Origin of the sequence: Pseudomonas sp. KUIN-1 (assembly GCF_009176725.1) — a bacterium.
In the GTDB taxonomy this organism is placed as follows: Bacteria; Pseudomonadota; Gammaproteobacteria; order Pseudomonadales; family Pseudomonadaceae; genus Aquipseudomonas; species Aquipseudomonas fragariae.
This window is the reverse complement of record NZ_AP020337.1, coordinates 4046086-4070284: the sequence shown is the minus strand read 5'-3', so window position 1 is coordinate 4070284 and position 24199 is coordinate 4046086. Positions and strand designations below refer to the sequence as shown.

The 24199-nt window shown below is 59.5% G+C and carries 17 protein-coding genes; 10 read left to right on the top strand and 7 right to left on the bottom strand.

Annotated features, from left to right (window positions below):
- Positions 1–14 precede the first annotated feature (14 nt).
- Complete coding sequence (locus tag KUIN1_RS18110) at positions 15–926, top strand: LysR substrate-binding domain-containing protein (protein WP_003314779.1); 912 nt, start codon at positions 15–17, stop codon at positions 924–926.
- Between the two features lie 24 nt (positions 927–950).
- On the opposite strand, the gene KUIN1_RS18105 is transcribed toward KUIN1_RS18110, so the two are convergent.
- The 3 genes from KUIN1_RS18105 to KUIN1_RS18080 all read right to left on the bottom strand — a co-directional run bounded on the left by KUIN1_RS18105 (position 951) and on the right by KUIN1_RS18080 (position 6445).
- Entirely contained in the window at positions 951–2279 is a 1329-nt protein-coding gene (locus KUIN1_RS18105) for a DUF3100 domain-containing protein (RefSeq protein WP_024639145.1), read from the bottom strand.
- A gap of 1503 nt (positions 2280–3782) precedes the next feature.
- Complete coding sequence (gene hglS / locus KUIN1_RS18085) at positions 3783–5174, bottom strand: 2-oxoadipate dioxygenase/decarboxylase HglS (RefSeq protein ID WP_116887002.1); 1392 nt, start codon at positions 5172–5174, stop codon at positions 3783–3785.
- A 23-nt stretch (positions 5175–5197) separates the two neighbouring features.
- The gene (locus tag KUIN1_RS18080) at positions 5198–6445 is read right to left on the bottom strand and encodes a 2-aminoadipate transaminase (protein WP_104684424.1); all 1248 of its coding nucleotides are present in this window, start codon (positions 6443–6445) and stop codon (positions 5198–5200) included.
- Between the two features lie 255 nt (positions 6446–6700).
- On the opposite strand from KUIN1_RS18080, the gene amaB reads away from it, so the two are divergent.
- Both amaB and amaA read left to right on the top strand, forming a co-directional pair.
- Entirely contained in the window at positions 6701–8191 is a 1491-nt protein-coding gene (amaB, locus tag KUIN1_RS18075; protein ID WP_003406390.1) for an L-piperidine-6-carboxylate dehydrogenase, read from the top strand.
- A 42-nt stretch (positions 8192–8233) separates the two neighbouring features.
- Complete coding sequence (gene amaA, locus KUIN1_RS18070; RefSeq protein WP_011268481.1) at positions 8234–9520, top strand: L-pipecolate oxidase; 1287 nt, start codon at positions 8234–8236, stop codon at positions 9518–9520.
- An 11-nt stretch (positions 9521–9531) separates the two neighbouring features.
- Here the strand turns inward: amaA and KUIN1_RS18065 are convergent, their stop codons facing one another.
- Positions 9532–10905 carry a sensor histidine kinase gene (locus KUIN1_RS18065; protein ID WP_024652803.1) on the bottom strand — a complete coding sequence of 458 codons (1374 nt, stop codon included), beginning with the start codon at positions 10903–10905 and terminating at the stop codon, positions 9532–9534.
- Positions 10902–11564, bottom strand: coding sequence for a response regulator (locus KUIN1_RS18060; protein ID WP_003406384.1), 663 nt, complete (start codon positions 11562–11564; stop codon positions 10902–10904). Before KUIN1_RS18060 ends, KUIN1_RS18065 begins: the two co-directional genes overlap by 4 nt.
- 167 nt (positions 11565–11731) lie before the next feature.
- Between KUIN1_RS18060 and KUIN1_RS18055 the strand changes: the two genes are divergently transcribed.
- The 7 genes from KUIN1_RS18055 to KUIN1_RS18025 all read left to right on the top strand — a co-directional run bounded on the left by KUIN1_RS18055 (position 11732) and on the right by KUIN1_RS18025 (position 19738).
- Positions 11732–11995, top strand: a complete 264-nt coding sequence (locus KUIN1_RS18055; RefSeq protein WP_057458095.1) for a PepSY domain-containing protein — start codon at positions 11732–11734, stop codon at positions 11993–11995.
- Positions 11995–12540, top strand: a complete 546-nt coding sequence (locus KUIN1_RS18050; protein WP_024661225.1) for a cytochrome b/b6 domain-containing protein — start codon at positions 11995–11997, stop codon at positions 12538–12540. Before KUIN1_RS18055 ends, KUIN1_RS18050 begins: the two co-directional genes overlap by 1 nt.
- Before the next feature lie 38 nt (positions 12541–12578).
- Positions 12579–13877 (top strand): sialidase family protein, encoded by a 1299-nt coding sequence (locus tag KUIN1_RS18045; RefSeq protein ID WP_024640431.1) that lies wholly within the window; start codon positions 12579–12581, stop codon positions 13875–13877.
- On the top strand, positions 13874–14494 hold the full coding sequence (locus tag KUIN1_RS18040; protein ID WP_096135938.1) for a hypothetical protein: 621 nt from the start codon (positions 13874–13876) through the stop codon (positions 14492–14494). Before KUIN1_RS18045 ends, KUIN1_RS18040 begins: the two co-directional genes overlap by 4 nt.
- A 10-nt stretch (positions 14495–14504) precedes the next feature.
- Positions 14505–16538 carry an LTA synthase family protein gene (locus KUIN1_RS18035; RefSeq protein ID WP_011268477.1) on the top strand — a complete coding sequence of 678 codons (2034 nt, stop codon included), beginning with the start codon at positions 14505–14507 and terminating at the stop codon, positions 16536–16538.
- 351 nt (positions 16539–16889) lie between these two features.
- Complete coding sequence (locus tag KUIN1_RS18030; protein ID WP_024640434.1) at positions 16890–17504, top strand: biliverdin-producing heme oxygenase; 615 nt, start codon at positions 16890–16892, stop codon at positions 17502–17504.
- A complete protein-coding gene (locus KUIN1_RS18025) occupies positions 17501–19738 on the top strand; it encodes an ATP-binding protein (RefSeq protein WP_116887001.1) in 2238 nt (745 codons plus the stop codon). The genes KUIN1_RS18030 and KUIN1_RS18025 overlap by 4 nt, the downstream gene beginning before the upstream one ends.
- A gap of 47 nt (positions 19739–19785) precedes the next feature.
- Here KUIN1_RS18025 and KUIN1_RS18020 read toward each other — a convergent pair whose 3' ends face one another.
- Complete coding sequence (locus KUIN1_RS18020; RefSeq protein WP_232059976.1) at positions 19786–20538, bottom strand: permease; 753 nt, start codon at positions 20536–20538, stop codon at positions 19786–19788.
- 4 nt (positions 20539–20542) lie between these two features.
- On the bottom strand, positions 20543–23929 hold the full coding sequence (locus KUIN1_RS18015) for a toxin VasX (protein ID WP_152092153.1): 3387 nt from the start codon (positions 23927–23929) through the stop codon (positions 20543–20545).
- Between the last annotated feature and the right edge of the window lie 270 nt (positions 23930–24199).

Here is a 24199-nt window from a genome sequence, read left to right as displayed (position 1 = left end):
AGCGGAACTCTTCAATGAGCAGAATCTTCAACGCACAGATGCACGCCTGGCTACAGGTGTTCGCCTGCGCGGCCCGTCACCTGTCCTTCACCCGCTGCGCGGAAGAATTGCACGTCACCCCCGGCGCGATCAGCCAGCAGATGCGCCAGCTCGAAGAGCGCCTGGGCTTTGCGCTGTTTCACCGGGTCGGGCGCGGGCTTGAGCTGACCGCTGAAGGTCAGCGTCTGGCGGTGGTCGCCAACGAAGTGCAGAGCCGTATCAGCGAAGAACTGCGCCTGCTGTATTCCGGGCGTATCGGCGGGGTGTTCAAGCTGCGTTGCATCCCATCATTCCTGAGCAAATGGCTGATGCCGCGCCTGCCACGCTTGCAGGCGGCGTTTCCGGACATCCAGTTGCGGATCATTGCCGAGGACAGCAGCGGCTCGTTGCGTGATGACGATTTCGATCTGGCCATCGACCTGAACGACGGCAGCTATCCGGGGTTGTCGACTACGCCCTTGCTGGAAGAGGAACTGTTCGCAGTCTGCTCGCCAGACCTGCTGGTGGGCAAGCCGCCGCTGGATACGCCCAGTCAGCTGGTGCACTTTCCGTTGTTGCACGACATCACTGCCTGGCGCGGCAGCTATGAGTATGCGGAGTGGGAGTTCTACCTGACGGCCATCGGTGCCGATGGCATCGACGTGCGTCGCGGCCACACGTTCAACCGTAATCACCTGACCATCGACGCCGCGCGCATGGGCATGGGTGTGGCTATTGCGCGCAAGGCGCTGATCACCGATGAGCTGGAGCAGGGCTTGTTGATCGTGCCGTTCGGTCATCCGATCAAGGCCAGAAAGAAATACGTGCTGGCCTATCGTGAAGGGGCGCTCAGCACCCCGTCACGTCGCGCAGTGCATGACTGGCTGGTGAACGAGGCGCTTGGCTGACTGCACCGAATCAGGCGGTGCGGATCAATGGAACAGCTCGGCGATCAATACCGCGCCGATGAACGTACCGAAGTTGGCGAGGAACGACACCAGCACAATCCGCCAGCCCAGGCGGCGGAAGGCCGGGAGGTCCTTGGCAATCGACAGGCCGGCGAAGGTCAGCATCGGGGTGATGACCGCCAGCAGGTTGATCGAGCCGGTGATCCGCGCAATCTCGGCGGCCCAGGGGCAGGCCGGCGACGTCAGGAACATCGCTACCAGCGACACCATGCACACCGCCGGGATCTTGCGGCGCAGCAGGTTGCACAGCACCTCACCCACGAAGGCACAGAAAATCATAATGCCCATGCCGGTGAAGGCATCGCCTGACAGTGTCTTGTAGCCGACATAGTTGGCAATCAGCGCCAGTGCCCCCGCCGCCAGCCAGGCACTGATCTTGCCCGACCAGCCCAGTTCCGGCACCTCCAGCGACACGTCGCTGTGGCGCAGGCCTTCCTCGCTCATGGAGGCTTTGGTGGTGCGGCCGATCAGCGGCTCGAGCACACGATAGCCCCAGACCGCCAGTGGCAGGGAGATGAACAGGGTGAAGTAGGTGCCGATGGTGGTGGTGATCAGGTTCGAGGCTGCTGCCAGGGTCATGACTTCCTTGGCGACTTCCGGTGTCTGTTGCGCGGCAATGGCTCCGGCAGCGGCTGCCATCATGCTGCCCGAACCGATGCCTGAGCCCATCGCCAGCGAGTTGGGATGGAAGATCCCCAGGCTGGCGATAAACCCGGCGACGATGGCGATGAACAGCGCGCCGAACAGGGTGCCCGTCAGGTACTCGGCCAATACGCCGCGACCTTCCGGTGAGTCCATGCCATAACGCTCGCCGATGATTGCCAGGCTCGGCTCACGGCCGACCGAGAAGGTCGCACCAATGGCTTCGCGCTTGATACCGAGCATCAACGCCACCGGCAGACCGAGCATCACGGTACCGACGAAGTGGCCGAACTCCTGAAACATCAGCGCCCACCCGGAAGCGAACACCACCGGCAGCGAGCCACCGACCACCAGACCGAGCTTGGCGATGAACAGCAGCAGGGCAGGTTGCAGGATGGAGGCCGAGCGCAATTGCGTGCCGTGGTCGATGCCAATGGTGCCCGGCATACGACGGCTGGCAAGGCCGATCATCGCGCCCAGCAGCAGCGCCCACACCATCGGCAACAGCACCACCTTGCCGGGGCCCAGCGGAATACTGACTGCACCGATCATTTCGGCAATGGTGAGGATAATGGCGGCCCAGACATACAGTTTCACCGTCGATGAAACGGCCTGATTGTCACCCGACACTGCAGCGTGTGAGTTTTGCATGATGATCCCCTTGCCTGCTGAATGACCTTTTTCAGGCCTTATCAATCGTTATTCTGTTTTTCAGGTCGGCGCGGTGAAGCGCCAGGGCAGCGTTGGAAAGTCCATGAAGTCATGGAGACCGTTATCCGGCCAGGTATTTTTATGAGGTCTGAATGTGATCCAGACCCAGGCTGCTTCGAGCCTTCGCAAGGGGATCACAGGGTGCGCTATTTGAAGGGATGAGCCTTTGAATACGGCACTTTGCTGTCCACACGCAATCGCAGTATGCATAGCGAGAGGTTGCACACCAATATTGCGAATTTTATTTATCGTTGCTTTAAACAGAACACAGAACGCCCCGGAATGTGACGCAGAGCGCTCATCATTATGCACAAGTCCGCTTTTGATTCTTGCCGGAGGCCGTAGGAGCGAACTCGTTCGCGAAGACGATGTTTCAGGCGATACATTCTCGGGAAGGCTTGCGGCCCCTTCGCGGACAAGTCCGCTCCTACGCCCGTTGGGCAGAATCAAAACGGCCTTTTGCCCAAGGGGGAGCGAACCGGGAATGTGACGCAGAGCGCTCATCGTTATGCACAAGTCCGCTTTTGATTCTGGCCGAAGGCCGTAGGAGCGAACTCGTTCGCGAAGACGATGTTTCAGGCGATACATTCTCGGGAAGGCTTGCGGCCCCTTCGCGGACAAGTCCGCTCCTACGCCCGTTGGGCAGAATCAAGACGGCCTTCTGGACAAGGGGTAGCGAACCGGGAATGTGACGCAGCGCGCTCATCATTATGCGCAAGTGCGCTTTTAATTCTGGCCGAAGGCCGTAGGAGCGAACTTGTTCGCGAAGACGATTTTTCAGGCGATATATTTTCGGGAAGGCTTGCGGCCCCTTCGCGGACAAGTCCGCTCCTACGCCCGTTGGGCAGAATCAAAACGGCCTTTTGCCCAAGGGGTAGCGAACCGGGAATGTGACGCAGAGCGCTCATCGTTATACACAAATGCGCGTTTGATTCTGGCCGAAGGCCGTAGGAGCGAACTTGTTCGCGAAGACGATGTTTCAGGCGATACATTCTCGGGAAGGCTTGCGGCCCCTTCGCGGACAAGTCCGCTCCTACGCCCGTTGGGCAGAATCAAAACGGCCTTTTGCTCAAGGGGTAGCGAACCGGGAATGTGACGCAGAGCGCTCATCGTTATACACAAGTCCGCTTTTGATTCTGGCCGAAGGCCGTAGGAGCGAACTCGTTCGCGAAGACGATGTTTCAGGCGATACATTCTCGGGAAGGCTTGCGGCCCCTTCGCGGACAAGTCCGCTCCTACGCCCGTTGGGCAGAATCAAAACGGCCTTTTGCCCAAGGGGGAGCGAACCGGGAATGTGACGCAGAGCGCTCATCGTTATACACAAGTGCGCGTTTGATTCTGGCCGAAGGCCGTAGGAGCGAACTTGTTCGCGAAAAAGTCGGTATGGGCGCCAAAATGCATCGCCTGAAACATCGTCTTCGCGAGCAAGCTCGCTCTCACTAATTAGCAGGCGGGACTGCTCAGCTCCAGCGCCTTGGCGCATTCCTCCAGGGAGCGACGCTGGGTATCGGCATACAGGTCCAGTTCGTTAAGCGTCCCGCGTCCCAGCGCCCGCTCGAAATCCTGCTGATTCGAATTCGTCGCGTAATGCGCCTGTGCGTTATCGCCCAGATTGGACTGGAAGATACCCGCCGCGCTGACCGGCAAAAAGTCTTCGTACACCAGTGGCTCGAAGCGCACATGACCGGCTTCGACAAGCTGCTCCAGACTGCCTGATGCGCGCGCGGCAATGCCTGATTCGGTCGGGAAATAGCGGAAGTAGGCCAGACCCTGCCTGCGCATTTCAGCGTGGCTGTCCGGGAACGCCTTGAACGTCTCTTCCAGCAGCCCGGCATAGCGCACGGCATTGGCCTCATTGGGGAACTCGCCCAGCGCGTCGCGGGCTTCGCTCAACAGCCGGTCATACAGCTCGCGGCCTTTGGGCGTCAGTGCGGCGCCACGCTGTTCGATCTCGCCGAAGCGTGCCGAGTGGCTGCCCGACTGACTGCCACCTTGGCCGATGAAGGCAATCGGTTCTTCCAGCGCCTTGAAGCTGGTCTGGCGCAGCAGAATCGGGCACTGGCGACGTGGCGGCCCTTCAACCACCGCTTTGGGGGTGATGCCCTTGCCGGGCATGCCGGCCTGAACCGCATCGATGTCCAGCGTGCGAGGCGTCAGGTGGTTGATGTGCGGACCACGAAACGCCACCACATCAGCGATCAGACGATGCTGCGTGTTCAGCTTCTGATAGTCGTCCAGCGAAACGGTCGCCGTGTTGTGCCAGCGAAAGGTTTCCAGCGCCTGCTGAATGAACTCGGCCGCATCGGCTTCGCTCAAGCCGCCGTCTGCTTCATGCTTGTCGATCAACGCCAGGGCGCCGGGCGTGAAGATATTGCGTTTGCCCAGCACCTGACCGGCGAACTCACGCAGGCTGTCGCTTTCGATCAGTTCCAGGCGCAGCAACGAGGTGAACACGCGAAACGGACTGATCTGCAGCGCCTGCTCATGCACGGCGCGAAAGGCAGTGGAGTGAACCGGCACGCCGGCCGCGCTCAGGTCGTAGTAACCCACCGGCTGCATGCCCATGACCGCGAACAGGCGGGCGAGGGTGGCCAGTTCCTGTGCCGTGCCGACGCGGATCGCACCGTGCCGTTCCATGTCCAGGCGCTGGATTTCACCGGTCTGGCGCAGGCTGTCCAGCACACTGCTGTCATGGCTCATGACCTGTTCGTTGACTTCACTCACCAGCGCCATCAGCGTGCCGTACAGCGGCACTTCGTGCTTGTACATCTGCGACATGGCGCGAGAAAAGCCCGCGCGGATCTGGTCCGGGTCGGCAAAGCGTGATGTGCTCATCAGGGTGTTTTCTCCGTACGGGTTCAAGCCAGCGCTGCCAGGCAGCGCTCGAAAATATCCAGCCCTTCGTGCAGCACGTCGGGTTCGATGGTCAGCGGGATCAGCAGGCGGATAATGTGCCGCGCCTTGCCGCTGGGCATCAGCAGCAGCCCGGCGTCCCTCGCTGAGCTCAGCAGTTCGGCGAGCGGTCGGGTGCCGGGCTCACCTTCCGGCGTGATCAGTTCGATACCGCGCATGCAACCGACACCGGTCAGCCTGCCCAGATACGGCGACAGTCCGCTTGCCCGCCAGGCTTCATAGCGTGAAACGATGGCGCGCTCCTGCTGCTCGCCCCAACTGGACAGGTTGGCATCGGTCATCTGCGCCAGTGACGCGAGGCCCGCTGCGCAGCCAATCGGGTTGCCAGAGTACGTGCCGCCCAGGCCGCCCTTGGGCAGGTTGTCCAGCAACGGCTTGCGACCCACCACCGCGCCCAGCGGGATGCCGCCCGCAATGCTTTTGCCCAGCAGAATCAGATCGGGCTCGATGCCCAGACGACTGAACGCAAAACGCTGCCCGGTACGGCCGAAGCCGGACTGGATTTCATCGGCGATCAGCACGATGCCGTGTTTATCGCAGAACGCTCGCAATGCCTGGGCAAAGTCCGGCTGCATGGCCAGAAAACCGCCTTCGCCCTGCACCGGTTCGAAGATGATGCAGCCCACGTCATTGACGTCGATCTCGACGCTGAACAGCCGGTCCATGGCCTTGAGCGCCTGCTCGGTGGACACGCCGTTGTCCTTGCTGGGGAACGGAACGTGAAAGACCGGGCCGGGCAGCACGCCGACTTTCTGTTTATAGGGGGCCACCTTGCCGTTGAGGTTCAGGGTCGCCAGAGTGCGGCCATGAAAACCACCGTCGAAGGCGATGACCGCCGTGCGCCCTGTGGCGCCGCGTACGATCTTCAGGGCATTTTCGGCCGCTTCCGCACCGCTGTTGGTGAGCATGCCGCTGAGGGGATAACTGACCGGTACGAACTGCGTGAGCTGCTGCATGAAGCGGATGTACGGGTCGTGAGGCGTGGCGTTGAAGCAATAGTGGGTCAGTTTTGCCGCCTGGTCCTGAATGGCCGTGACCACTTGCGGGTTGCAATGCCCCAGATTGAGCACCCCGATGCCGCCGACAAAGTCGATGTAGCGCTTGCCGGCGGTGTCCCAGACTTCAGCGTTGCGGCCGTGGGACAGCGTCATGTTGTGGACAAACGAAATGGATTCGCTGATGTGTTCGCTCATCGGTCTGGCCCCGACTCCGGGTGATCATGATGGCCTTATCCAAACAAACATCGGGCAGCGCTCGCAAACGAAATAAAATCACCGGGTCATTCCAATAATTCCCAATGTAGTGGCCTTTCTGGCTGCTAATGATCAAAAGTTCATTCCTAAAAGGAATCATGTTTTTCAAAAACGTCGTTTGTAGGTCAGCCCCGAGTGGCTTGATACTGAGCTCATCGATGATTTCCACCGTGGTTTCATGACAGGAGAATCAACATGGTTGCCGAGTTACTAGCACGTCTGGGCGTGGCGAACAGTGCCCACACCCAAGGGGACTATCCGGTTTACACCCCGATTGATGGCAGCCGGATTGCCTCGGTCACGCTTGAAGGCAAGGCACAGGTCGTAGCGCGTATCGACAGCGCCCACAGCGCGTTTCTGAAGTGGCGCACAGTACCGGCCCCACGGCGTGGCGAGCTGGTGCGGATCTTTGGTGAAGTACTGCGTGAGCATAAGGCTGATCTGGGCGAACTGGTGTCGGTCGAGGCTGGCAAGATCACTCAGGAAGGCCTGGGTGAAGTGCAGGAAATGATCGACATCTGCGACTTCGCCGTCGGTCTGTCGCGTCAGCTGTACGGTCTGACCATTGCCTCCGAGCGTCCCGGTCATCACATGCGCGAAACCTGGCACCCGCTGGGTGTGGTCGGCGTGATCAGCGCGTTCAACTTCCCGGTCGCAGTCTGGGCCTGGAACACCACGCTGGCGCTGGTCTGTGGCAACCCGGTGATCTGGAAGCCTTCGGAAAAGACTCCGCTGACGGCACTGGCCTGTCAGGCACTGTTTGACAAGGCGCTGAAGATTTTCGGTGATGCCCCCGCAGCGCTGGCGCAATTGGTCATCGGTGATCGTGACGCCGGTGAAGCGCTGGTCGATGACCCGCGCGTGCCACTGATCAGCGCCACCGGCAGCACCCGCATGGGCCGTGAAGTCGGTCCGCGTGTCGCCGCGCGTTTCGGGCGCAGCATTCTGGAGCTGGGTGGCAACAACGCGATGATTCTGGCCCCCAGCGCCGATCTGGACCTGGCCGTGCGTGGCATTCTGTTCAGCGCGGTAGGCACCGCCGGTCAGCGTTGCACCACGTTGCGCCGCCTGATTGTGCACCGTTCGATCAAGGACGAAGTGGTCGCCCGCGTCAAGGCCGCCTACGCCAAGGTGCGCGTCGGTGATCCGCGCGAAGGCAATCTGATCGGTCCGCTGATCGACCAGCAAGCGTTTTCGGCCATGCAGAACGCGCTGACCAAGGCCCGCGACGAAGGCGGGCAGGTGTTCGGTGGCGAGCGTCAGTTGCAGGACAAATACCCGAACGGCTACTACGTCACGCCGGCCATTGCCGAAATGCCTGGGCAGAGCGAAGTCGTGCGTCACGAAACCTTCGCGCCGATTCTCTACGTGCTGGCCTACGACGACTTCGAAGAGGCCCTGCGCCTGAACAACGAAGTACCGCAGGGCCTGTCGTCGTGCATTTTCACCACTGATCTGCGTGAGGCCGAGGCTTTCCAGAGTGCCGCGGGCAGCGATTGCGGGATTGCCAACGTCAATATCGGCACCAGCGGTGCGGAAATCGGCGGGGCATTTGGCGGCGAGAAAGAAACCGGTGGCGGTCGCGAGTCCGGCTCCGATTCGTGGCGCGCCTACATGCGCCGGCAGACCAACACCGTCAACTACTCCCGCGAGTTGCCGCTGGCTCAGGGCATTGTTTTCGACTGATGTGAACCGGGCGCTTATTACCGACATTGCTGGAGTTTTTCGATGGTGCAGTTTGCTCAAGGCTGTCTGTGGGAACAATTGACTCCGCAACGTCCGGTCAGCCCGGCCCTGAGCGGTGAGCGGAGCGCCGATGTGTGCATCATCGGCGCCGGGTTCACCGGTCTGTCGGCGGCGTTGCGCTTGCTGGAAGGCGGCAAGTCGGTGTGCGTGGTCGAAGCGCACCAGGTCGGCCATGGCGGTTCCGGACGCAACGTCGGTCTGGTGAATGCCGGGACCTGGGTGGCGCCCGATCAACTGGACAAGGTACTGGGCAGCGTCGAGGCCAGCCGACTGAATGGCGCATTGGGCGCGGCACCGGCACTGGTGTTCGCGACCATCGACCAGTACCGCATCGATTGCCAGGACACGCGCACCGGCAACCTGCACATGGCGCATAACGCCAAGGGTCTGGCTGACCTGCGCAGCCGTGCCGAACAGTGGCAACGGCGCGGTGCCAACGTCGAATTGCTGACCGGCAAACCCTGCGAAGACGCTTGTGGCACCGACAAGGTCAGCGGTGCCTTGCTCGATCACCGCGCCGGCACGGTGAACCCGATGGCCTATGTCTCGGGCATGGCGCTCAACGTGGTGGCGCAGGGTGGGCAAGTGTTCGGCGATTCTCCTGTCAACGGCTTGCAACGCACCGCTGATGGCTGGAAGGTCTCTACTGCCGCGGGCAGTGTACGTGCCGAGAAAGTGATCATCGCGTCCAATGCCTACACCGAAGGCGAGTGGACCGATATCAAGGATCACATCTTCGCGGGGTACTACTATCAGGTCGCTTCACAGCCACTCAGCGGTGCCGAGCAGGCGCAGATTCTGCCTGGCGGTCAGGGTTCGTGGGATACGCGCACGGTGCTCAGCAACATTCGTCGCGACGCTCACGGGCGCCTGCTGCTGGGCAGCCTGGGTAACGCCGGCAATTATCCGCTGTGGTTCATTCGTCAGTGGGCGGATCGCGTCCAGCAGCATTACTTCCCGCAACTGGGCCGGGTCGAGTGGCAGAGCACCTGGACCGGGCGCATCGGCTTCACGCCGGACCACTTGTTGCGCCTTTTCGAACCCGCGCCAGGCTTGCTGGCGGCGACCGGTTTCAATGGTCGGGGGGTGACCACCGGGACACTGGTGGGCAAGTGCTTTGCCGATTACCTGCTGAGCAACGATGCGACCGCGTTGCCGATGAGTTTTTCAAGCGGCAAAAAGGTCTCGGGCAGTTCGCTGCGCAGCCTCGCCTACGACACGGGTTTCACCCTGTATCACGCCGGGCAATGCCTGCGCGTGGTGCTTTGAACCGAGCGGGTTCAGCTCGTCCTGCTCTTGATGCGCAGCTCTGCACACAGTCCGCCCTGCGCCGAGTTGCGCAGGTGCAGGCTGCTTTCCAGTTTGCGCACGATCATGTCGACGATCGCCAGCCCTAGCCCTGCGCCATTGCTGTGACCCTGACTGTAAAAGCGTTCGAAGAGGCGCGCCTTCTGTTGTTCGTCGATACCCGGCCCTGCGTCTTCGACTGAAAGGTGCGCGCTGCCATCTTCCTGTGTGTGCAGAGCGACGCGTATCTCGCTGGCGGTCGGGGCGAAATTCAGCGCATTGGTCAGCAGGTTCTGCAGGGCAATGGTGATGGCTGCCGGGTCGCTGCGGATCACGCAATTCTCGCCTTCCTCGAACACCAGATCGACGCGCTTCTCCAGAGCCAGCGGCGTGAGTTCGGCCATTTCCTCGCGTACCAGCGTGTTCAGCTCGAAGGTCTGTAACTGGCTGACTTCAAGGCGCGGTTCCAGGCGTGCCATGGTCAATAACTGACTGGCCAGGCGGGCGGCGCGGTCGACGCCATGCACAAGGAAATCCAGTGCTTCCAGGCGTTGCTCCGGGGTTTCGGCCTGGCGCGCGTTCTGCGCGTGGATGCGCAGGATGGTCAGTGGTGTGCGCAGTTCGTGCGCCGCGTCAGCGATGAAGCGTCGCTCGCGTTCCAGCACACTCTCGATCTGGGTCAGCAGGCGGTTGAGCGCGTACTGCATGGGCTCCAGCTCTTTGGGCAGGGGCGTTACAGCAAGCGGTTCGAGGCTTTCGGCATCGCGCTTGCGGATGACTCTGGCCATCGCTTGCAGCGGGCGCAGGCCCCAGCCGATGGCCAGCCAGATCGCCACCACCAGCAGCGGCACACCGATCAGCGTCGGCCACAGCGTGTGACTGACAATGCGCTGAATCAGGTCCTGGCGCACGTCATCGCGCTCACCCACCCAAATGAGAAAACCCTGCTGTGGATCGGCGAGGAGAAAGCCGCACCACTCGTGGCCGTTCTCGACCAGATCATGGGAGCCTTCGGTTGCCGGAGGTGCGCTGAGCAGCGGCGCTTCGGCCGAGCGCACCAGCAGCTCGCCCGAGGTTCGCCAGACCTGAAAGGTCAGCCGGGTTTCGTAGGGATGGGCCACGCCACTGGTGCCGACCCGGCTCATGGCCTGATCGAACGCCTGATACAGCTTGTCGAGGTCCTGTTCACCCGCTGCGCGCTGATGCAGTACGCCTTGCAGCAGGCGCGCGCTTTGGGCCAGCTGTGCGTCGTAGACTTCTTCGATTTCGTGATGGCTGTCGCGCAGGGCGAGCAGGCTGATGGTCAGGTCGCCGAGCAGCAACAGCATCAGCACCGGGACCAGAATGCGCGCGCGTACCGAGGTCATGCCTTGAGCTCCAGCAGGTAGCCGACGCCGCGCACGGTGCGGATCAGCTCGGTGGACAGTTTCTTGCGCAGGTTGTGAATCAGTACCTCCAGCGTGTTGCTTTCGACCTTGTCCTGCCAACCGTACAGGGTATTGGACAAGCGCTCGCGGGTGACCACCTTGCCGGGGCGGATCATCAGTTGATGCAGTAACTGGTACTCCATGGGCGTCATCGGTACTTCGCTGCCCTGGAAACTGACCTGCTGCGACGCCGGATCGAGGCTGATGCCGGCATGTTCCAGCAGCGGTTGCGCACGGCCCTGGCTGCGCCTGAGCAGGGCGCGGACCCGGGCTTTCAGTTCATCGACGTCGAATGGCTTGATCAGGTAATCGTCCGCACCGGCATCCAGACCGGCAATACGGTCGGCAGTCCCGTCGCGCGCGGTCAGGATCAGCACCGGCAGGGTGAGTGCTTCGGCGCGCAACTGGCGCAGCAGGTCCAGGCCATCCAGGCGCGGCAGGCCGAGGTCGAGCAGCAACAGGTCGAATGGCTCGCTGCGCAAAGCGTGCAGCGCGCTCAGTCCGTCCTCCAGCCAGTCGAGGGTATAGCCCTCGGTATTCAGGGCCACGCGGATGCCCTGACCAATGGCTCGATCATCCTCGACGAGAAGCAGGCGCATAGGGTTTGACCGGTGAGTGTGGGGAGAAGGGCGCCATGATGCCGTCAGCAGACAGCAGCGCGAAGTGCCGTGTGTCCGGGAAGATGTTACGAGCTGTTACGTATTAAGCTTTTCCTAAGATTCGTTTCGCACAGTAGGCGCTCCTTAACTGCTTGCGAGTCTCTGTCATGCGTAAAGTCCTGCTGATTTCCCTGTGTCTGGCCAGCCCGCTGGCACTTGCCGGCCCGCAATGCACCACGGCTGACAAGTCCCAATGGCAGGATCAGGCCAACTTCCAGGAGCAGCTCAAGGCTCAGGGTTACGAGATCAGCAAGTTCAAAGTGACCGATGGCAACTGCTACGAAATCTATGGCTTCGACAAGGACAAGCGCAAGGTCGAGATCTACCACGATCCGGTGACGGGTAAAGCGGTGAAGACCGAGATCAAGTAATGAACCGTGGTTCCCTGCGCCTGTGGGACCCGCTGGTCAGGCTGTTTCACGTCTCGATCGCGGGTGTTTTTGTTGCCAATTATTTCTTCAATGAAGCCGGTGGCGACTGGCATATCTGGCTGGGCTATTACGCGGTTGCCTGGCTGGCGGTGCGAGTGGTATGGGGATTCATCGGGCCACGCAGCGCATGCTGGAGTGATTTCTGGCCACATCCGGCGCGCCTGCGTACGCACATCCGCTCGCTGATCGAGCGGCGGCCGATGCATCGGCTCGGCCATTCCCCGCTCGGCGCGCTGGTCATGGTACTCATGATGGTGCTGATCTTCGGCATGGGCCTGACCGGTTTTCTGATGGAAGAGGTCGATGCCTTGTGGGGCGCCGACTGGCCGCAGGACATCCATGAAATTCTCGCCAACACATTGTGTGCCCTGGTGGTGCTGCACATGGCCGCCGCCATCTTCGAAAGCGTGCAGGTACGTGACAACCTGCCCTTGTCGATGCTGACAGGCAAGCGACGTCCGTTGCCCGAAGATCGCCATCGCTGAAACCACACCTTTGTTCCTCTTTACAGTGATGCCTCCCGATGCGTGTTATTTCCCGAAACGTGGCTGCATGGAGCGCAGGCCTGATTGTTGTGGCGATTTTTCTCAGTGCGTGGCTCAGCCATCCACAGCACCGTATTGCGCCCTTTGCGGTCAGCCCCGCGCCAGTTGGCGCTGAGAGCGTGGCGCCCAAGGCGTCCTATATGTCGCGCTTCGCGTCTTCCGACCTGGACGATTTCGTGCATTCTTCAGCCGTGACGGCGTTGCCCGGCGGCGACCTGATGTCGGTATGGTTCGCCGGCTCTCGCGAAGGGGCGGGCGACGTTGAAATACGCACCTCGCGCTTCGATGCGGCCAGTGGCGAGTGGGGCGGCGAGCAGGTGCTGGCAACCCGCGAGTCCACCCAGGCGGGCACCGGCAAATACATCCGCAAACTGGGCAATCCGGTGATCGCCCTGGCTCCGGACAATCGCCTGTGGCTGTTCTACGTTTCAGTCTCGGTCGGCGGCTGGGCGGGCAGCACGGTCAACGCCATGGTCTCCAGCGACATGGGCGCCAGCTGGTCGCCGCCGTGGCAACTGGTGACAACACCGTTTCTGAACATCAGTACGCTGGTACGCGGTGCGCCGGTGTTTCATGCCGACGGTTCGATCGGCCTGCCGGTCTACCACGAGTTTCTCGGCAAGTTTGCCGAATACCTGTACCTGAGCGCCGACGGTGAGGTCATCGACAAGTTTCGCATCAGCCGTGGCAACAATTCCCTGCAGCCCACCGTCGTGCCTTTGGATGGGCAGCGTGCCGTGGCCTTGCTGCGCTATGCCGGCGAGACGTTCCACCGGGTGCTGGCCAGCCGCACCGAAGACGGCGGGCAGAGCTGGAGCGAGCCGTATCCGTTGACCCCGAGCAACCCCAATTCTTCGCTGGCTGCGGTCGGTGTGCCGGGCAAGGGTCTGCTGGTGGCGCTCAATGACTTGCGCGAGGGGCGCTTCAAACTCAGTCTGTACGGGACTGACGAGGAGATGAACGTCTGGCGGCCATTGATGGATTTCGACAAGTCGCCCGATCCGCTGGGCACGCCGTTTACCCTTGAGGCGTACAAGGAGGTGATCGGCGAGGGCTTCCGCAGCTCCAGTGGTGCCCTGCGTCAACCGATGGAAGAGGCGTTTCTGAGCAATCTGGACCAACGCGTCTGCTCGCCCCAGGGCTGCGATTTCGAATACGAATACCCGTACTTCATCCGCAGTCCGGACGGCCTGTATCACCTGGTCTACTCATGGAATAACACCTTCATCAAGCATGTCAGCTTCAACGAGGCCTGGCTGGCGGAGCAACTTTTATGATCGCTTTGGGATTGGCTCATCTGGCGTTTGCCTGGACCCTGTTTGTGCTGTTGGCACCCTTGACCGCATCGTTATGGTGGCGCTGCGGCCTGCTGGCCGCCACCTCGCTATTGAGTGTGATCTCGATCGACGGGCTGTCGATGGCGTCCTATGCCCGCAGCCTGACCGATGACCTGGCCATCAGCAGCCTGGTCCTGCTGGGCTGGCTGACCCTGCAGCGACTCGGTGTGCTCCAGCCGCTGGCCGTGTCCAGACGCGGGGTGATGCTGGTGGTGTTCGCTGCGCTGGCGCTGACCCTGTACCCGGCCACGCTGGGCCTGACCTATTTCGATCCGTACCGCTGGGGCTACAACCCGCGGCCGATGATCATGATTGTCGCTGTCATCGCACTGGGGCTGGTCTTTATGCGCAATGCGCTGGCCGCCGTGATGCTCAGCGCGGCGACGCTGGCCTTCACTTTTCGCATCAAGCCATCGGAAAATTATTGGGATTACCTGATTGATCCGCTGCTTGGCCTTTACTGTTGTGGGGCCTTGCTGATTCTGGCTATCCGTTTTGTTTATCGCCGGGCAATGCAGACGCGCCGTCCGGCCGCTCTGTCTGTCGGCAATGTCTAGAGGAATGACGATGAGTTGGTTGCAATCGCGACGCCTGCATTATTGGCTGGGCGCGGTCATGGTGGTGTTCCTGCTGTCGGCGTTGCTGAGGGGCGTGTTCTTCTACGGGTTTTCCGGCATCGAACCGGGCACGCTGTTCACGCATGGCGAGGTCGCCCAGACGCTGGGCATCGGTTTGCGTTTCGACTTGCGCCTGGCGCTGCTGATACTGCTGCCAGTCGCGGTGCTGCTCTGGTTGCCGGGCTGGAACCTGATCAGCGTGCGTGCCTTGCGCTGGCTGGCGCGAGGTTATCTGATCGTGACGCTGGCGATTCTGACGATGATCTACATCGTCGATTTCGGTCATTACGCCTATCTCGGCGTCAGGCTCAACGCCAGTGTGCTGCGCTATCTGGAGGATGCGCAGATTTCCCGGGACATGCTCTGGCAGACCTATCCAGTGGTGTGGATCACTGTCGGTTGGCTGCTCACGGTCGCAGTGCTCGGCTGGGTATTGATCAGGCTTGAGCGTGTCACCCTGGACCGTGAGGCCAGACCGATCAAACGCTGGTCCGCGGTCTGGGGTTCGGCACTGATGATCTGTGCGACCTTCCTCGGCCTGTTGGGCCGGGTGGAGAATCTCAATCTGGAAAACCCGGTACCGCTGCGCTGGAGCGATGCGTTCTTCTCCGGCAACAGTCAGGTGGCGGCGCTGGGGCTTAATCCGGCGCTGTTTCTGTACGACACGCTCAAGGTCTCGCAGTCGAACTTCGATGAGCCTCAGGTGCGCAAGCATTATGAAAAAGTCGCGCGTTATCTGGGCGTCCGCCAGCCAGACGTGCAGGGGTTGAGTTTCAAGCGTCATCAGCCCGTGCAGCCTTACCGGCTGCCGGGCGAGCGGCCGCCGAATGTCATGTTCGTCATGCTCGAATCGCTGGGCACCAGTGCCGTCGGCGCCTACGGCAACCCGCTGAACCCGACGCCGAACCTGGACCATCTGGCCACCCAAAGCTGGTTCTTCAAGCACTTTTACGTGCCGGTTACCGGCACTGCGAAAACGGTCTGGGCGAGCATCACCGGGGTACCCGACGTGACCCGGCAGGAAACGGCTACACGTCATCCGCTGCTCACCCGGCAAAACACCATCATCAACGACTTCAAAGGGTACGAGAAGCTGTACATGATTGGCGGAAATTCCGGCTGGGCCAACATGAACGCCCTGATCCGTCGCAGTATCGACGACGTACGGCTGTATGACGAGCGCGACTGGAAGTCACCGCAGGTGGATGTCTGGGGGATTTCCGACCTGGATCTATTCAAGGAGAGTGACCGGATCCTGCGTGCGTTGCCAGCCGACAAACCGTTCTTTGCCTACGTGCAGACTGCGGGCAATCACCGGCCGTTTACCATTCCCAAAGACAACGACGGTTTTCAGGTCAGCGACAAGACCGTGGAGCAGGTCCAGGCCGCCGGTTCGCGCAGCGTGGAGCAGTACAACGCGGTGCGCCTGCTGGATTTCAATATCGGGCGGTTGATGGAGCTGGCCAAGGCGGGCGGTTACTACGAAAACACCATCTTCGTGCTGTTTGGCGATCACAACACGCGCATCAGCCAGATCCCGCACATGGCACCAGCGTTCGAGCAATTGGGCCTGGAGAGCAACAACGTTCCGCTGTTGATTCACGCCCCTGGCCTGCTGGGCACACGGGTCGTCGACGAAGCGGTCGGCCTTGCCGACCTGCTGCCGACACTCGCCGGGATGGCCGGTATGGACTTCACCAGCGGCACCATGGGCCGCGACATTCAGCAGGCGGCTCCGGAAGGTGAACGCGTAGTGCCGCTGGTACTGCGCGAAGGTACGTTTCCGCTGATCGGCGGTGTCACGCGCAACTACCTGCTGCAAATGGAACACGACGGCAGTTCGCCAACGCTCCACGACCTGTCTTCGCCCACGCCGCTGGACAACGTCGCCGAACAGAATCCGCAAGAGTTCGAGCGGCTGCGCGACCTGACCCGCGGTCTGCATGAAACCTCGCGAATGATGCTGTATCAGAACGTGCGTTGACCACGTGAGCTGGCCTTTTCAGCGTTGTCACGCAAGCCGCTGGTCGAGTCAGGGGCTTGCGTGAGGATGGCATCGTTATTGGATGATGTTAAAGTGCTTGCCTCTGTGAACCGCTCGCGCATCTGGCGCGTATAGGGTTCGGTTTTCAACTATCGTTATTTGGTCGATAGCGGATTTTCGGGCGGTGGCAAACCGTCGTCTTATTTCGCTGACTGTTTTTCTTTATGGATTGTGGTATTTCATCGCAAACGCAGGAAAAACCTGTCAGATTTTGCTCTGAATCTGTATTTTGGCGGCCTGTTTTCGCTCGGATGCGTTTTCTGCCCATTGCACACTCAAGAGCCTTCCTGGATGCCGGCAAGTTTTCCACGTGTTACCCCGCCGAAACTGCTTGATGCACTGCGTGCTGAAACCAGTCAGTTGCACGTCAGGCTTGAAAAACGCATGCCGTTTTTTTCATCCGCTCTCGATCACGCTCTTTACCTGCGCCTGCTTCAGGCCTATTACGGCTTTTATGCACCGCTTGAAGCGGTATTGCACGGCAGTGCCTTGGTACCTGCGGAGCTTGTCCCGGCCGAGAGGGTCAAAACACCTGTGCTGGTCGAGGATCTTCATGCGTTGGGGATGTCCGATCACGACATCGGGCAATTGCCCCGCTGCCAACAGTTGCCCGCCATTGATTCTCCCGGCGCCTGTCTGGGTGTGATGTATGTACTGGAAGGGGCGACATTGGGCGGGCAGGTGTTGCGACGCGAAATAAACAAGCGTCTGGGTCTGGATGGGCAAAGTGGAACGGCCTTTCTCGATGTGTATGGCGCCCGCACCGGACCTCGCTGGAAGGCGTTTCTGAACCATCTGGATGAAGTGTCGCGGGAAGTTGCTTTTAATGATGCTGCCGCGTTTGCAGCGCACTCCACATTTGCATGTTTCGAGCACTGGCTCGAGGGTCAAAAGGTACTGTTATGAGCCAACTCGACAAAGACGCCTTTGAAGTCCTTCTGGCCAATTGTGCGGATGAGCCCATTCAGTTTCCCGGCGCCATTCAACCCCATGGCCTGCTGTTTACCCTTGCAGAGCCCGAGCTGACGATCCTGCAAGTCAGCGCCAACGTGCAGACTGTGCTGGGTCATGTGCCCGAGCAGTTGCTCGGCAAGGGGCTGGACTGTGTGCTGGGCGCTGGCTGGGCCGAGGTGATCAGAAGCGCCAGTGCCCATGATTCGTTCATCGACGCGCAACGCCTGCTGATGTCGATCAACGGCATCGAGTTCGAAGCCTTGTTACACCGTCATCAGGGCGTTCTGGTGCTGGAACTCGAAATTCAGGGCAAGGATGCGCAGTCGGTGAGTTATTCCGAGCGCACCGGCAACATGGGTCGCATGTTGCGTCAACTGCACGCTGCGAGTGATCTGCAGACCCTGTATGAAGTCAGTGTCCGCGAGATCCAGAAAATGACCGGTTACGACCGGGTGCTGATCTACCGTTTCGAAGAGGAGGGCCATGGCCAGGTGATCGCCGAAGCGTCGGCGCCGTCCATGGAGCTTTTCAACGGTCTGTTTTTCCCGGCATCGGACATTCCCGAGCAGGCGCGCGAACTGTATCGCCGCAACTGGCTGCGCATTATTCCCGATGCCGATTACATCCCGGTGCCCCTGGTGCCTCAACTGCGCCCGGACACTCAGCAGCAGCTTGATCTGAGTTTTTCGACGTTGCGCAGTGTTTCACCGATCCACTGCCAGTACATGAAGAACATGGGCGTGCTGTCGTCCATGAGTGTGTCGCTGATTCAGGGCGGCAAGTTGTGGGGATTGATCAGTTGCGGCAACCGCACGCCGCTGTACGTGTCTCACGAATTGCGCAGTGCCTGCCAGGCGATAGGCCAGGTGCTGTCGCTGCAGATCAGCGCCATGGAAGCGCTGGAAATAAGCCGTCAGCGAGAGGCGAAGGTCAGGGCGCTCGAGCAATTGAATCTGGCCATGGCCGGGTCCGAAGAAAACGTCTTCGATGGCCTGGCGCAGCAACCCCAGTTGTTGATGGATCTGGTCGGCGCGACCGGCGTCGCCATCATCGAAGACCGGCAAACGCATTGTTTCGGCATCTGCCCTGAGCCGTCCGACATACGTGCATTGCATGCCTGGATGATCGCTGGTGGCGAACCAGTGTATGCCAGTCATCATCTATCCAGTGTCTATGCGCCTGCCGAGGCTTATCAGCCAGTCGCCAGCGGCGTATTGGCGATGAGCCTGCCAAAGCCGGTCGACAATGGCGTTATCTGGTTTCGTCCCGAGGTCAAGGAAACGGTCCAGTGGAGCGGTGATCCTAAAAAGCCATTGAACATGGAAAGCTCGGCGGGCGGCATGCGTCTTCGGCCGCGTACCTCGTTTGAGATCTGGAAGGTCGAGATGACCGGGATCGCTACGAAGTGGAGCTACGGCGATGTGTTCGCCGCCAATGACCTGCGCCGCTCCGCCCTGGAAAATGACCTCGCCCGTCAGGTGCGCAGGGAGCAACAGGCTGTTCGCGCGCGTGACGAGCTGGTAGCGGTCGTGTCCCATGACTTGCGTAACCCGATGACGGTCATTTCCATGCTCTGCGGGATGATGCAGAAGTCGTTCAGCTCCGATGGGCCGCATACGTCGCGACGTATTTCCACGGCAATCGATACCATGCAGCAAGCGGCCAGCCGCATGAATGTGTTACTCGAAGACCTGCTCGACACCTCGAAAATCGAAGCGGGCCGCTACACGATTACGCCGCAGCCACTGGAAGTCAGCCAGATATTCGAGGAGGCCTATACCTTGCTGGCCCCGCTGGCGATGGACAAGTCCGTCGAAATTTCCTTCAACGCCGAGCCAGACATCAAGGTCAATGCTGACCCGGAGCGGCTGTTTCAGGTGCTGTCCAACCTGGTTGGCAACGCCATCAAATTCACCCCGAAACTGGGCAAGATCGACGTGTCAGCCATGTCCAACGGCACTGAAATCGTGTTCACCGTGCGGGACTCCGGCGAGGGTATCCCTCCCGAGCAGTTGCCGCATATCTTCGAACGCTACTGGACCGTCAAGGAAGGCAACCCGACCGGCACCGGCCTGGGCCTTTACATCTCCCAGGGCATCGTCAAGGCCCATGGTGGAGAACTGGTAGCGCAAAGCCAGGTGGGCGAGGGCAGCGAGTTCCGCTTCACGGTGCCAATGGCGGTTTGATCGCGTTCTCAGGCTTGCAGTGAGTTTCAACTCAAGCCTGAGTCGCATCAGCCCTGATGCCAGTGGGTGGCCTTTTCGATGTATTCAACGTTCGCTGGAAGTACCTCGCGCAGGAAGGCGAGGTACTTGTCCATCAGCGCCTTGCTGGGAAAGCGCGCGGCGAAGCCGGTGGTGATATCGTCGCAATGGATAATGACCATCAGGCGTTTGTGATCGACCGTGACAAATTCGTGCAGTTGCCAAGGGGCGGTTTGTCGATGGTGGACAGGGTTTTCCCAATTCAGCAGTTTGATGGCGGCGATGAAGGCCATCGCCACCGGACCGACCAGAAAGAGCAACGATCCGGTCAGGATGGCGACGAGTGCGAATACCAGCATGACGAAAATGGCGATGCCTTTGAAGAAGCTTGAGGCGAAGTCGGGGTAGTGGAGGTAATACTCGACCGTGGCGCCGTCGGTTTTCAGGGTGTAGTTGTAGATGGTTTTTTGGCGGACACCTAGCGCGATGATATAGATTGCAGCTCCAGTTAACGTAATTACTTGGTAGCTCGAGTCCATTGGGTTTTCTATGTAGTGATCCCAGCTTATCCATAAAGTAAAGCTCAGTACAAGAGCGCATAAGCAAATAACACTTAGCTCAGATATTAGGGTTTCTTTTGGTGATCTTGCAATGGTTTTTATTGTCCAATTCAATAGGTCTTTACTATTATGGGGCAGGTTTTTATTTTGAGTTTTTAGCACGTCGCTCACAGGTGTTTCGCTTTTGTGTGTGTAAGTGGCGGATGTCTTTTGTTCGGTCATGTTATTAATCCGCAATCTCAAGAGTCAGCGCGTTGATTAAACTTGCTGATTTTACTTCAAACTCGGTGGCGTCTACCCCATTGATAGCGGTTTCGCCCTTACCGCTTAGCTCAAGCTGAAACAGGTAGCCAATATCCTGTGGATCTGAGTTCAGTAGGTTGTTTGAATACCATATTTTTAGTTCTAGGTATGCTGCTTCTTTCTCGAGTGGCACCCAGGTTTCCCAAACCAGATCCTCACTTTCTGGAGGCATGCGAGGAAATGTAAAATCTTCCTCAGCATTGCGAGCGGGTAGATTAACAAGTTTTCCAAACTGATCAGTCTTTTTGAATTGACCCCTACTAAGAAATGATTCATGTATTGAAGAATCAATTTTTTTCACGGGAAGCACGCCCCAGGGACGTTTACTACTGATGACGTTGAAATGCACCGACTGACCGCGCACCACTTTGGGCAAGAGGATTTGAACACCAGCACCATACTGCTCCGGGGTGCTGTAGTAATCACCTTTGCCGAGGTAGCGGGTTGCATCACGTGTGGTGCTCTTCACATAAACTTGAGGACTGAGCTGTATCGTGAGTAGAGCAAGCTTTTCTTCAAGTTGGCCTTCTCCATTTGTAGAGTATCGATATTCGATTGACTTTGACCAGCAACATTTTCTTAGCCACCGTCCTATACTGTCTTGTTTTAAGTGGTTCAACGCCATTGTGGCGAGCAGATACACGACACCAGTCAGCAGCAGTACAGCACTGAACCATGAAGCCATTGCGAACGCAGCGAGAAAAGTTGTCGGGAAGAGACCAGCGCTGAGCTGAATGGCGCTGCCGAGTAGCATCATGGCGACCGACGCAATTTTTATCTCACTCGCTATCCGCTCTTCGCTTGTTTTGACCTTGTTTAGATCATTTCCTATATCCAGAATTTCCAGCATGGCCGCCGCTATCCCAAATGCCCCCATCGCCACCATCGAACCTCTAAACCCACGTATAGCATCCCCCCAAACCGCATTACCCCGTGCTTTCCAGTAAGCCGCCGACTTATCGAGAATGCCTATGTCATAGCCGCCAATGGAAAGAGGCTTGGCCGTACTGATAACCACCCACGGCGCTTCAACAAACACCGCCATCAACAGGTTAAAGCTATACCCCAACCCATACGTCACCTTGCCAATATCCTTGGCACTGAAGTTTCCGTCCCGAGTAAGGTCGCGATAGGTGAAGGCGGTGTTGATGAAGTTGAGCATGATCACGCCCCAGGTGATCGAACCGGCAATGCCTCCCAGTCCATCGAGCCAGCGCCTGGCGGTGCTCAGCCATTCTTTGGTGATGGCTTTGCCGGACTGGAAGTGCAGGCGAATCTCATCCTGCAACTGCTTGGCGTATTGGTTGTTTTGAAAGTCGAGCAGGGCGGGCATGCTCAGTTCGTGCAGACGAAGTTTTTGCTCGAGGGCGCGCAGGTGGCTGGCGATGCTTTTGCGGGGGTTGTAAGCGGTGGGGTAGAGCCAGCTGCGGCGGGTGTCGCTGATCTGTTTGTTGAGTACCTGCCACTCCCTGATCCAGGTTTTCAGCTTCGCGAGCATGTTGTGATCGATCGCGATACGCGCCTTTGAATCGAGCAAAATCTGGCCAATCAACAGTGTGCGAATCAGTGCCACGATGTTCTGCTGCTTGCCCACTGCCAGGCGGCTGTCGATAGGCACCCAGGCCAGCAGGATACTTTCGAACGTTGCCTTGCCTGCGCTGCTGGCCAGTTGGCCGATGGCTTTGAAGGTGTCCTGAACAGGTTGTTTCAGCGCCTTCATCCACGGCTTGTCGGCAAAGCCCTGGTGATTGAGCGTGCCGTTGAGTTCGCCGATGCGGGTGGCCAGGTTGGTGATGTCGCCGAGGCCGTTCAGCAGCGCGTTGGCCTCCTGGTGCAGCGCGTGCTTGAGCGCCGGTGAGAAGCCGTAGCGCAACGTGCCAAACAGGCTGCTGTCGTTGGCTTCCTGCTCGGCGAGCCAGGCGCTGGCGGCGTTGTCCTGAGCGTAAATGATCTGCAGATTGAGCATGAGCGTTTGCAGGTACAGCAGGCTTTCAGGGTGGGTAGTGTCGACAAACAGCTTGAGCGGTTCCGTGCCCAGATGGGTCGACCATTGCCGAAAGTCGCTTTGCGTGTCTCGCACCTGTTGCAGCAGTGTGTCACCGGTTGGCAGGTGCTGCTGAAGGTACGCACGCGCACCACTCAGATCGACCTCGCGACGCCATTTGTGGCGATCTTTCCAGGCTTGCAGGGCCTGGTCGGAGGGCGCGCTGCCGTATCGCATTTCAATCGATTTGCGCATATCCAGGCTCTTGAACATGTCCGGCATCAGCAGAAAATCGCCGGGAACGTTACTGCTGCTGATCTGCGCTTCCTCAAGGATGCACTGCTCGAAGTAAGCTTCGAGCTCGCCCAGATACTGGTGAGTGAGCGCCGCATTGCCGCGCACCGATGCCGGCAGTTTCTCCGGTTCACTTTCAGCGCCACATAGCGTGGCGACGGTCTGGGCAATCTGGATCTTGTGTTCGTGCTCGGCTTGCCAGTTGCGGTATGCGGCCTGATCGGCGGCCAGTTGCATGCCCAGATCGTTGAAAATGGACAGAGGGTCATCAAGGGCAATGAGCAGAGAGCTGTCCTGATCTTCAACGCTGCCCTGCCAGAAAACGTCGGCGCCGATTGGCGAAAACAGTGCCTTAACTTCATCGCTATCCGAAGGCGGGCGAGCAGCAGGAATCGCCGAGTCTGCAAAGCGGTCATCATCGACCACATACTCCTTGTCGATGTCCGCTACCGCCTCGGCGATACGGTTCAATGGCAAGGTATCCGGCTCGGCCATGGTCGTGCAGTAGCGTTTCAGATCCAGCGCTTTCATCCATGAAGCGCGGCTTTCCGGACTGGAGCGCAGGTGTTCGCAGATTCGCCACGTCCATTGCTGCGGGGAAAAGGCGATGTGCAGCCGGTTGTTTCGCGGATAGAGCAGGAAGGGTTTGCCATCGTCGGCACTGCTTCGCCGGTCACTGCCGATCTGTGCGTCTGTCCAGATGATGCGGCTCAGATGACCATTGGCGGCTGACGAGAGGTACTCATGAAAGGTGCCGGCCGTTTCGTCATAGACATACACGTAGCCGTCATACAGCTGGCGAAGGGTATAGCTGCGTGTTTTCAGCTTCGGCATCACCGCCCAGCGGCTGCCCTTGAGCAGCGGCTTGAGCTTCTCGGGCGCGGCATCGTAGCGGGAGCGGTCCAGCGCATAGCGCACTGGCACGATGGCGATGTCAGGTCCGCGGAAGGGACACAGGCTGGTGGCCGTGGCGGGAGTTTTGGCGAACGTTGCAGCACGTCGTTGAGTATGGGTGCCGGATTTGTCGGTCATGCATGGAATCTCTGCGCAGAAACGGGCGATATCGCCCGCTGTATGCAGAGGTGCATTCCAAGATATGTGCCGACTGTCTATTTATCGATATAAAACAAAGAGATAGAGATTTAAAGCAAAGACATCAAGCAAAAAAAGCATGAAATAGTGCGCAAATGTCTGCGCACATGCGCTGACTCATACCTGTGTGCTGCAGCGCTTTGAATACGAGCCTTGGTCAGTTTTATGCGGGTATCGGGTGCGCAAAAATCTGCGCATCCCGCACCACGC

Bases quoted from the DNA above. Each gene is read 5' to 3' on its own strand.
- KUIN1_RS18045 (WP_024640431.1), top strand. From the start codon at position 12,579: ATGCGTGTTATTTCCCGAAACGTGGCTGCATGGAGCGCAGGCCTGATT.
- KUIN1_RS18025 (WP_116887001.1), top strand. From the start codon at position 17,501: ATGAGCCAACTCGACAAAGACGCCTTTGAAGTCCTTCTGGCCAATTGT.
- KUIN1_RS18080 (WP_104684424.1), bottom strand. From the start codon at position 6,445: ATGAGCGAACACATCAGCGAATCCATTTCGTTTGTCCACAACATGACG.
- amaB (WP_003406390.1), top strand. From the start codon at position 6,701: ATGGTTGCCGAGTTACTAGCACGTCTGGGCGTGGCGAACAGTGCCCAC.
- KUIN1_RS18060 (WP_003406384.1), bottom strand. From the start codon at position 11,564: ATGCGCCTGCTTCTCGTCGAGGATGATCGAGCCATTGGTCAGGGCATC.
- KUIN1_RS18065 (WP_024652803.1), bottom strand. From the start codon at position 10,905: ATGACCTCGGTACGCGCGCGCATTCTGGTCCCGGTGCTGATGCTGTTG.
- KUIN1_RS18105 (WP_024639145.1), bottom strand. From the start codon at position 2,279: ATGCAAAACTCACACGCTGCAGTGTCGGGTGACAATCAGGCCGTTTCA.
- KUIN1_RS18040 (WP_096135938.1), top strand. From the start codon at position 13,874: ATGATCGCTTTGGGATTGGCTCATCTGGCGTTTGCCTGGACCCTGTTT.
- amaA (WP_011268481.1), top strand. From the start codon at position 8,234: ATGGTGCAGTTTGCTCAAGGCTGTCTGTGGGAACAATTGACTCCGCAA.
- KUIN1_RS18020 (WP_232059976.1), bottom strand. From the start codon at position 20,538: ATGACCGAACAAAAGACATCCGCCACTTACACACACAAAAGCGAAACA.
- KUIN1_RS18110 (WP_003314779.1), top strand. From the start codon at position 15: ATGAGCAGAATCTTCAACGCACAGATGCACGCCTGGCTACAGGTGTTC.
- hglS (WP_116887002.1), bottom strand. From the start codon at position 5,174: ATGAGCACATCACGCTTTGCCGACCCGGACCAGATCCGCGCGGGCTTT.
- KUIN1_RS18030 (WP_024640434.1), top strand. From the start codon at position 16,890: ATGCCGGCAAGTTTTCCACGTGTTACCCCGCCGAAACTGCTTGATGCA.
- KUIN1_RS18050 (WP_024661225.1), top strand. From the start codon at position 11,995: ATGAACCGTGGTTCCCTGCGCCTGTGGGACCCGCTGGTCAGGCTGTTT.
- KUIN1_RS18015 (WP_152092153.1), bottom strand. From the start codon at position 23,929: ATGACCGACAAATCCGGCACCCATACTCAACGACGTGCTGCAACGTTC.
- KUIN1_RS18035 (WP_011268477.1), top strand. From the start codon at position 14,505: ATGAGTTGGTTGCAATCGCGACGCCTGCATTATTGGCTGGGCGCGGTC.
- KUIN1_RS18055 (WP_057458095.1), top strand. From the start codon at position 11,732: ATGCGTAAAGTCCTGCTGATTTCCCTGTGTCTGGCCAGCCCGCTGGCA.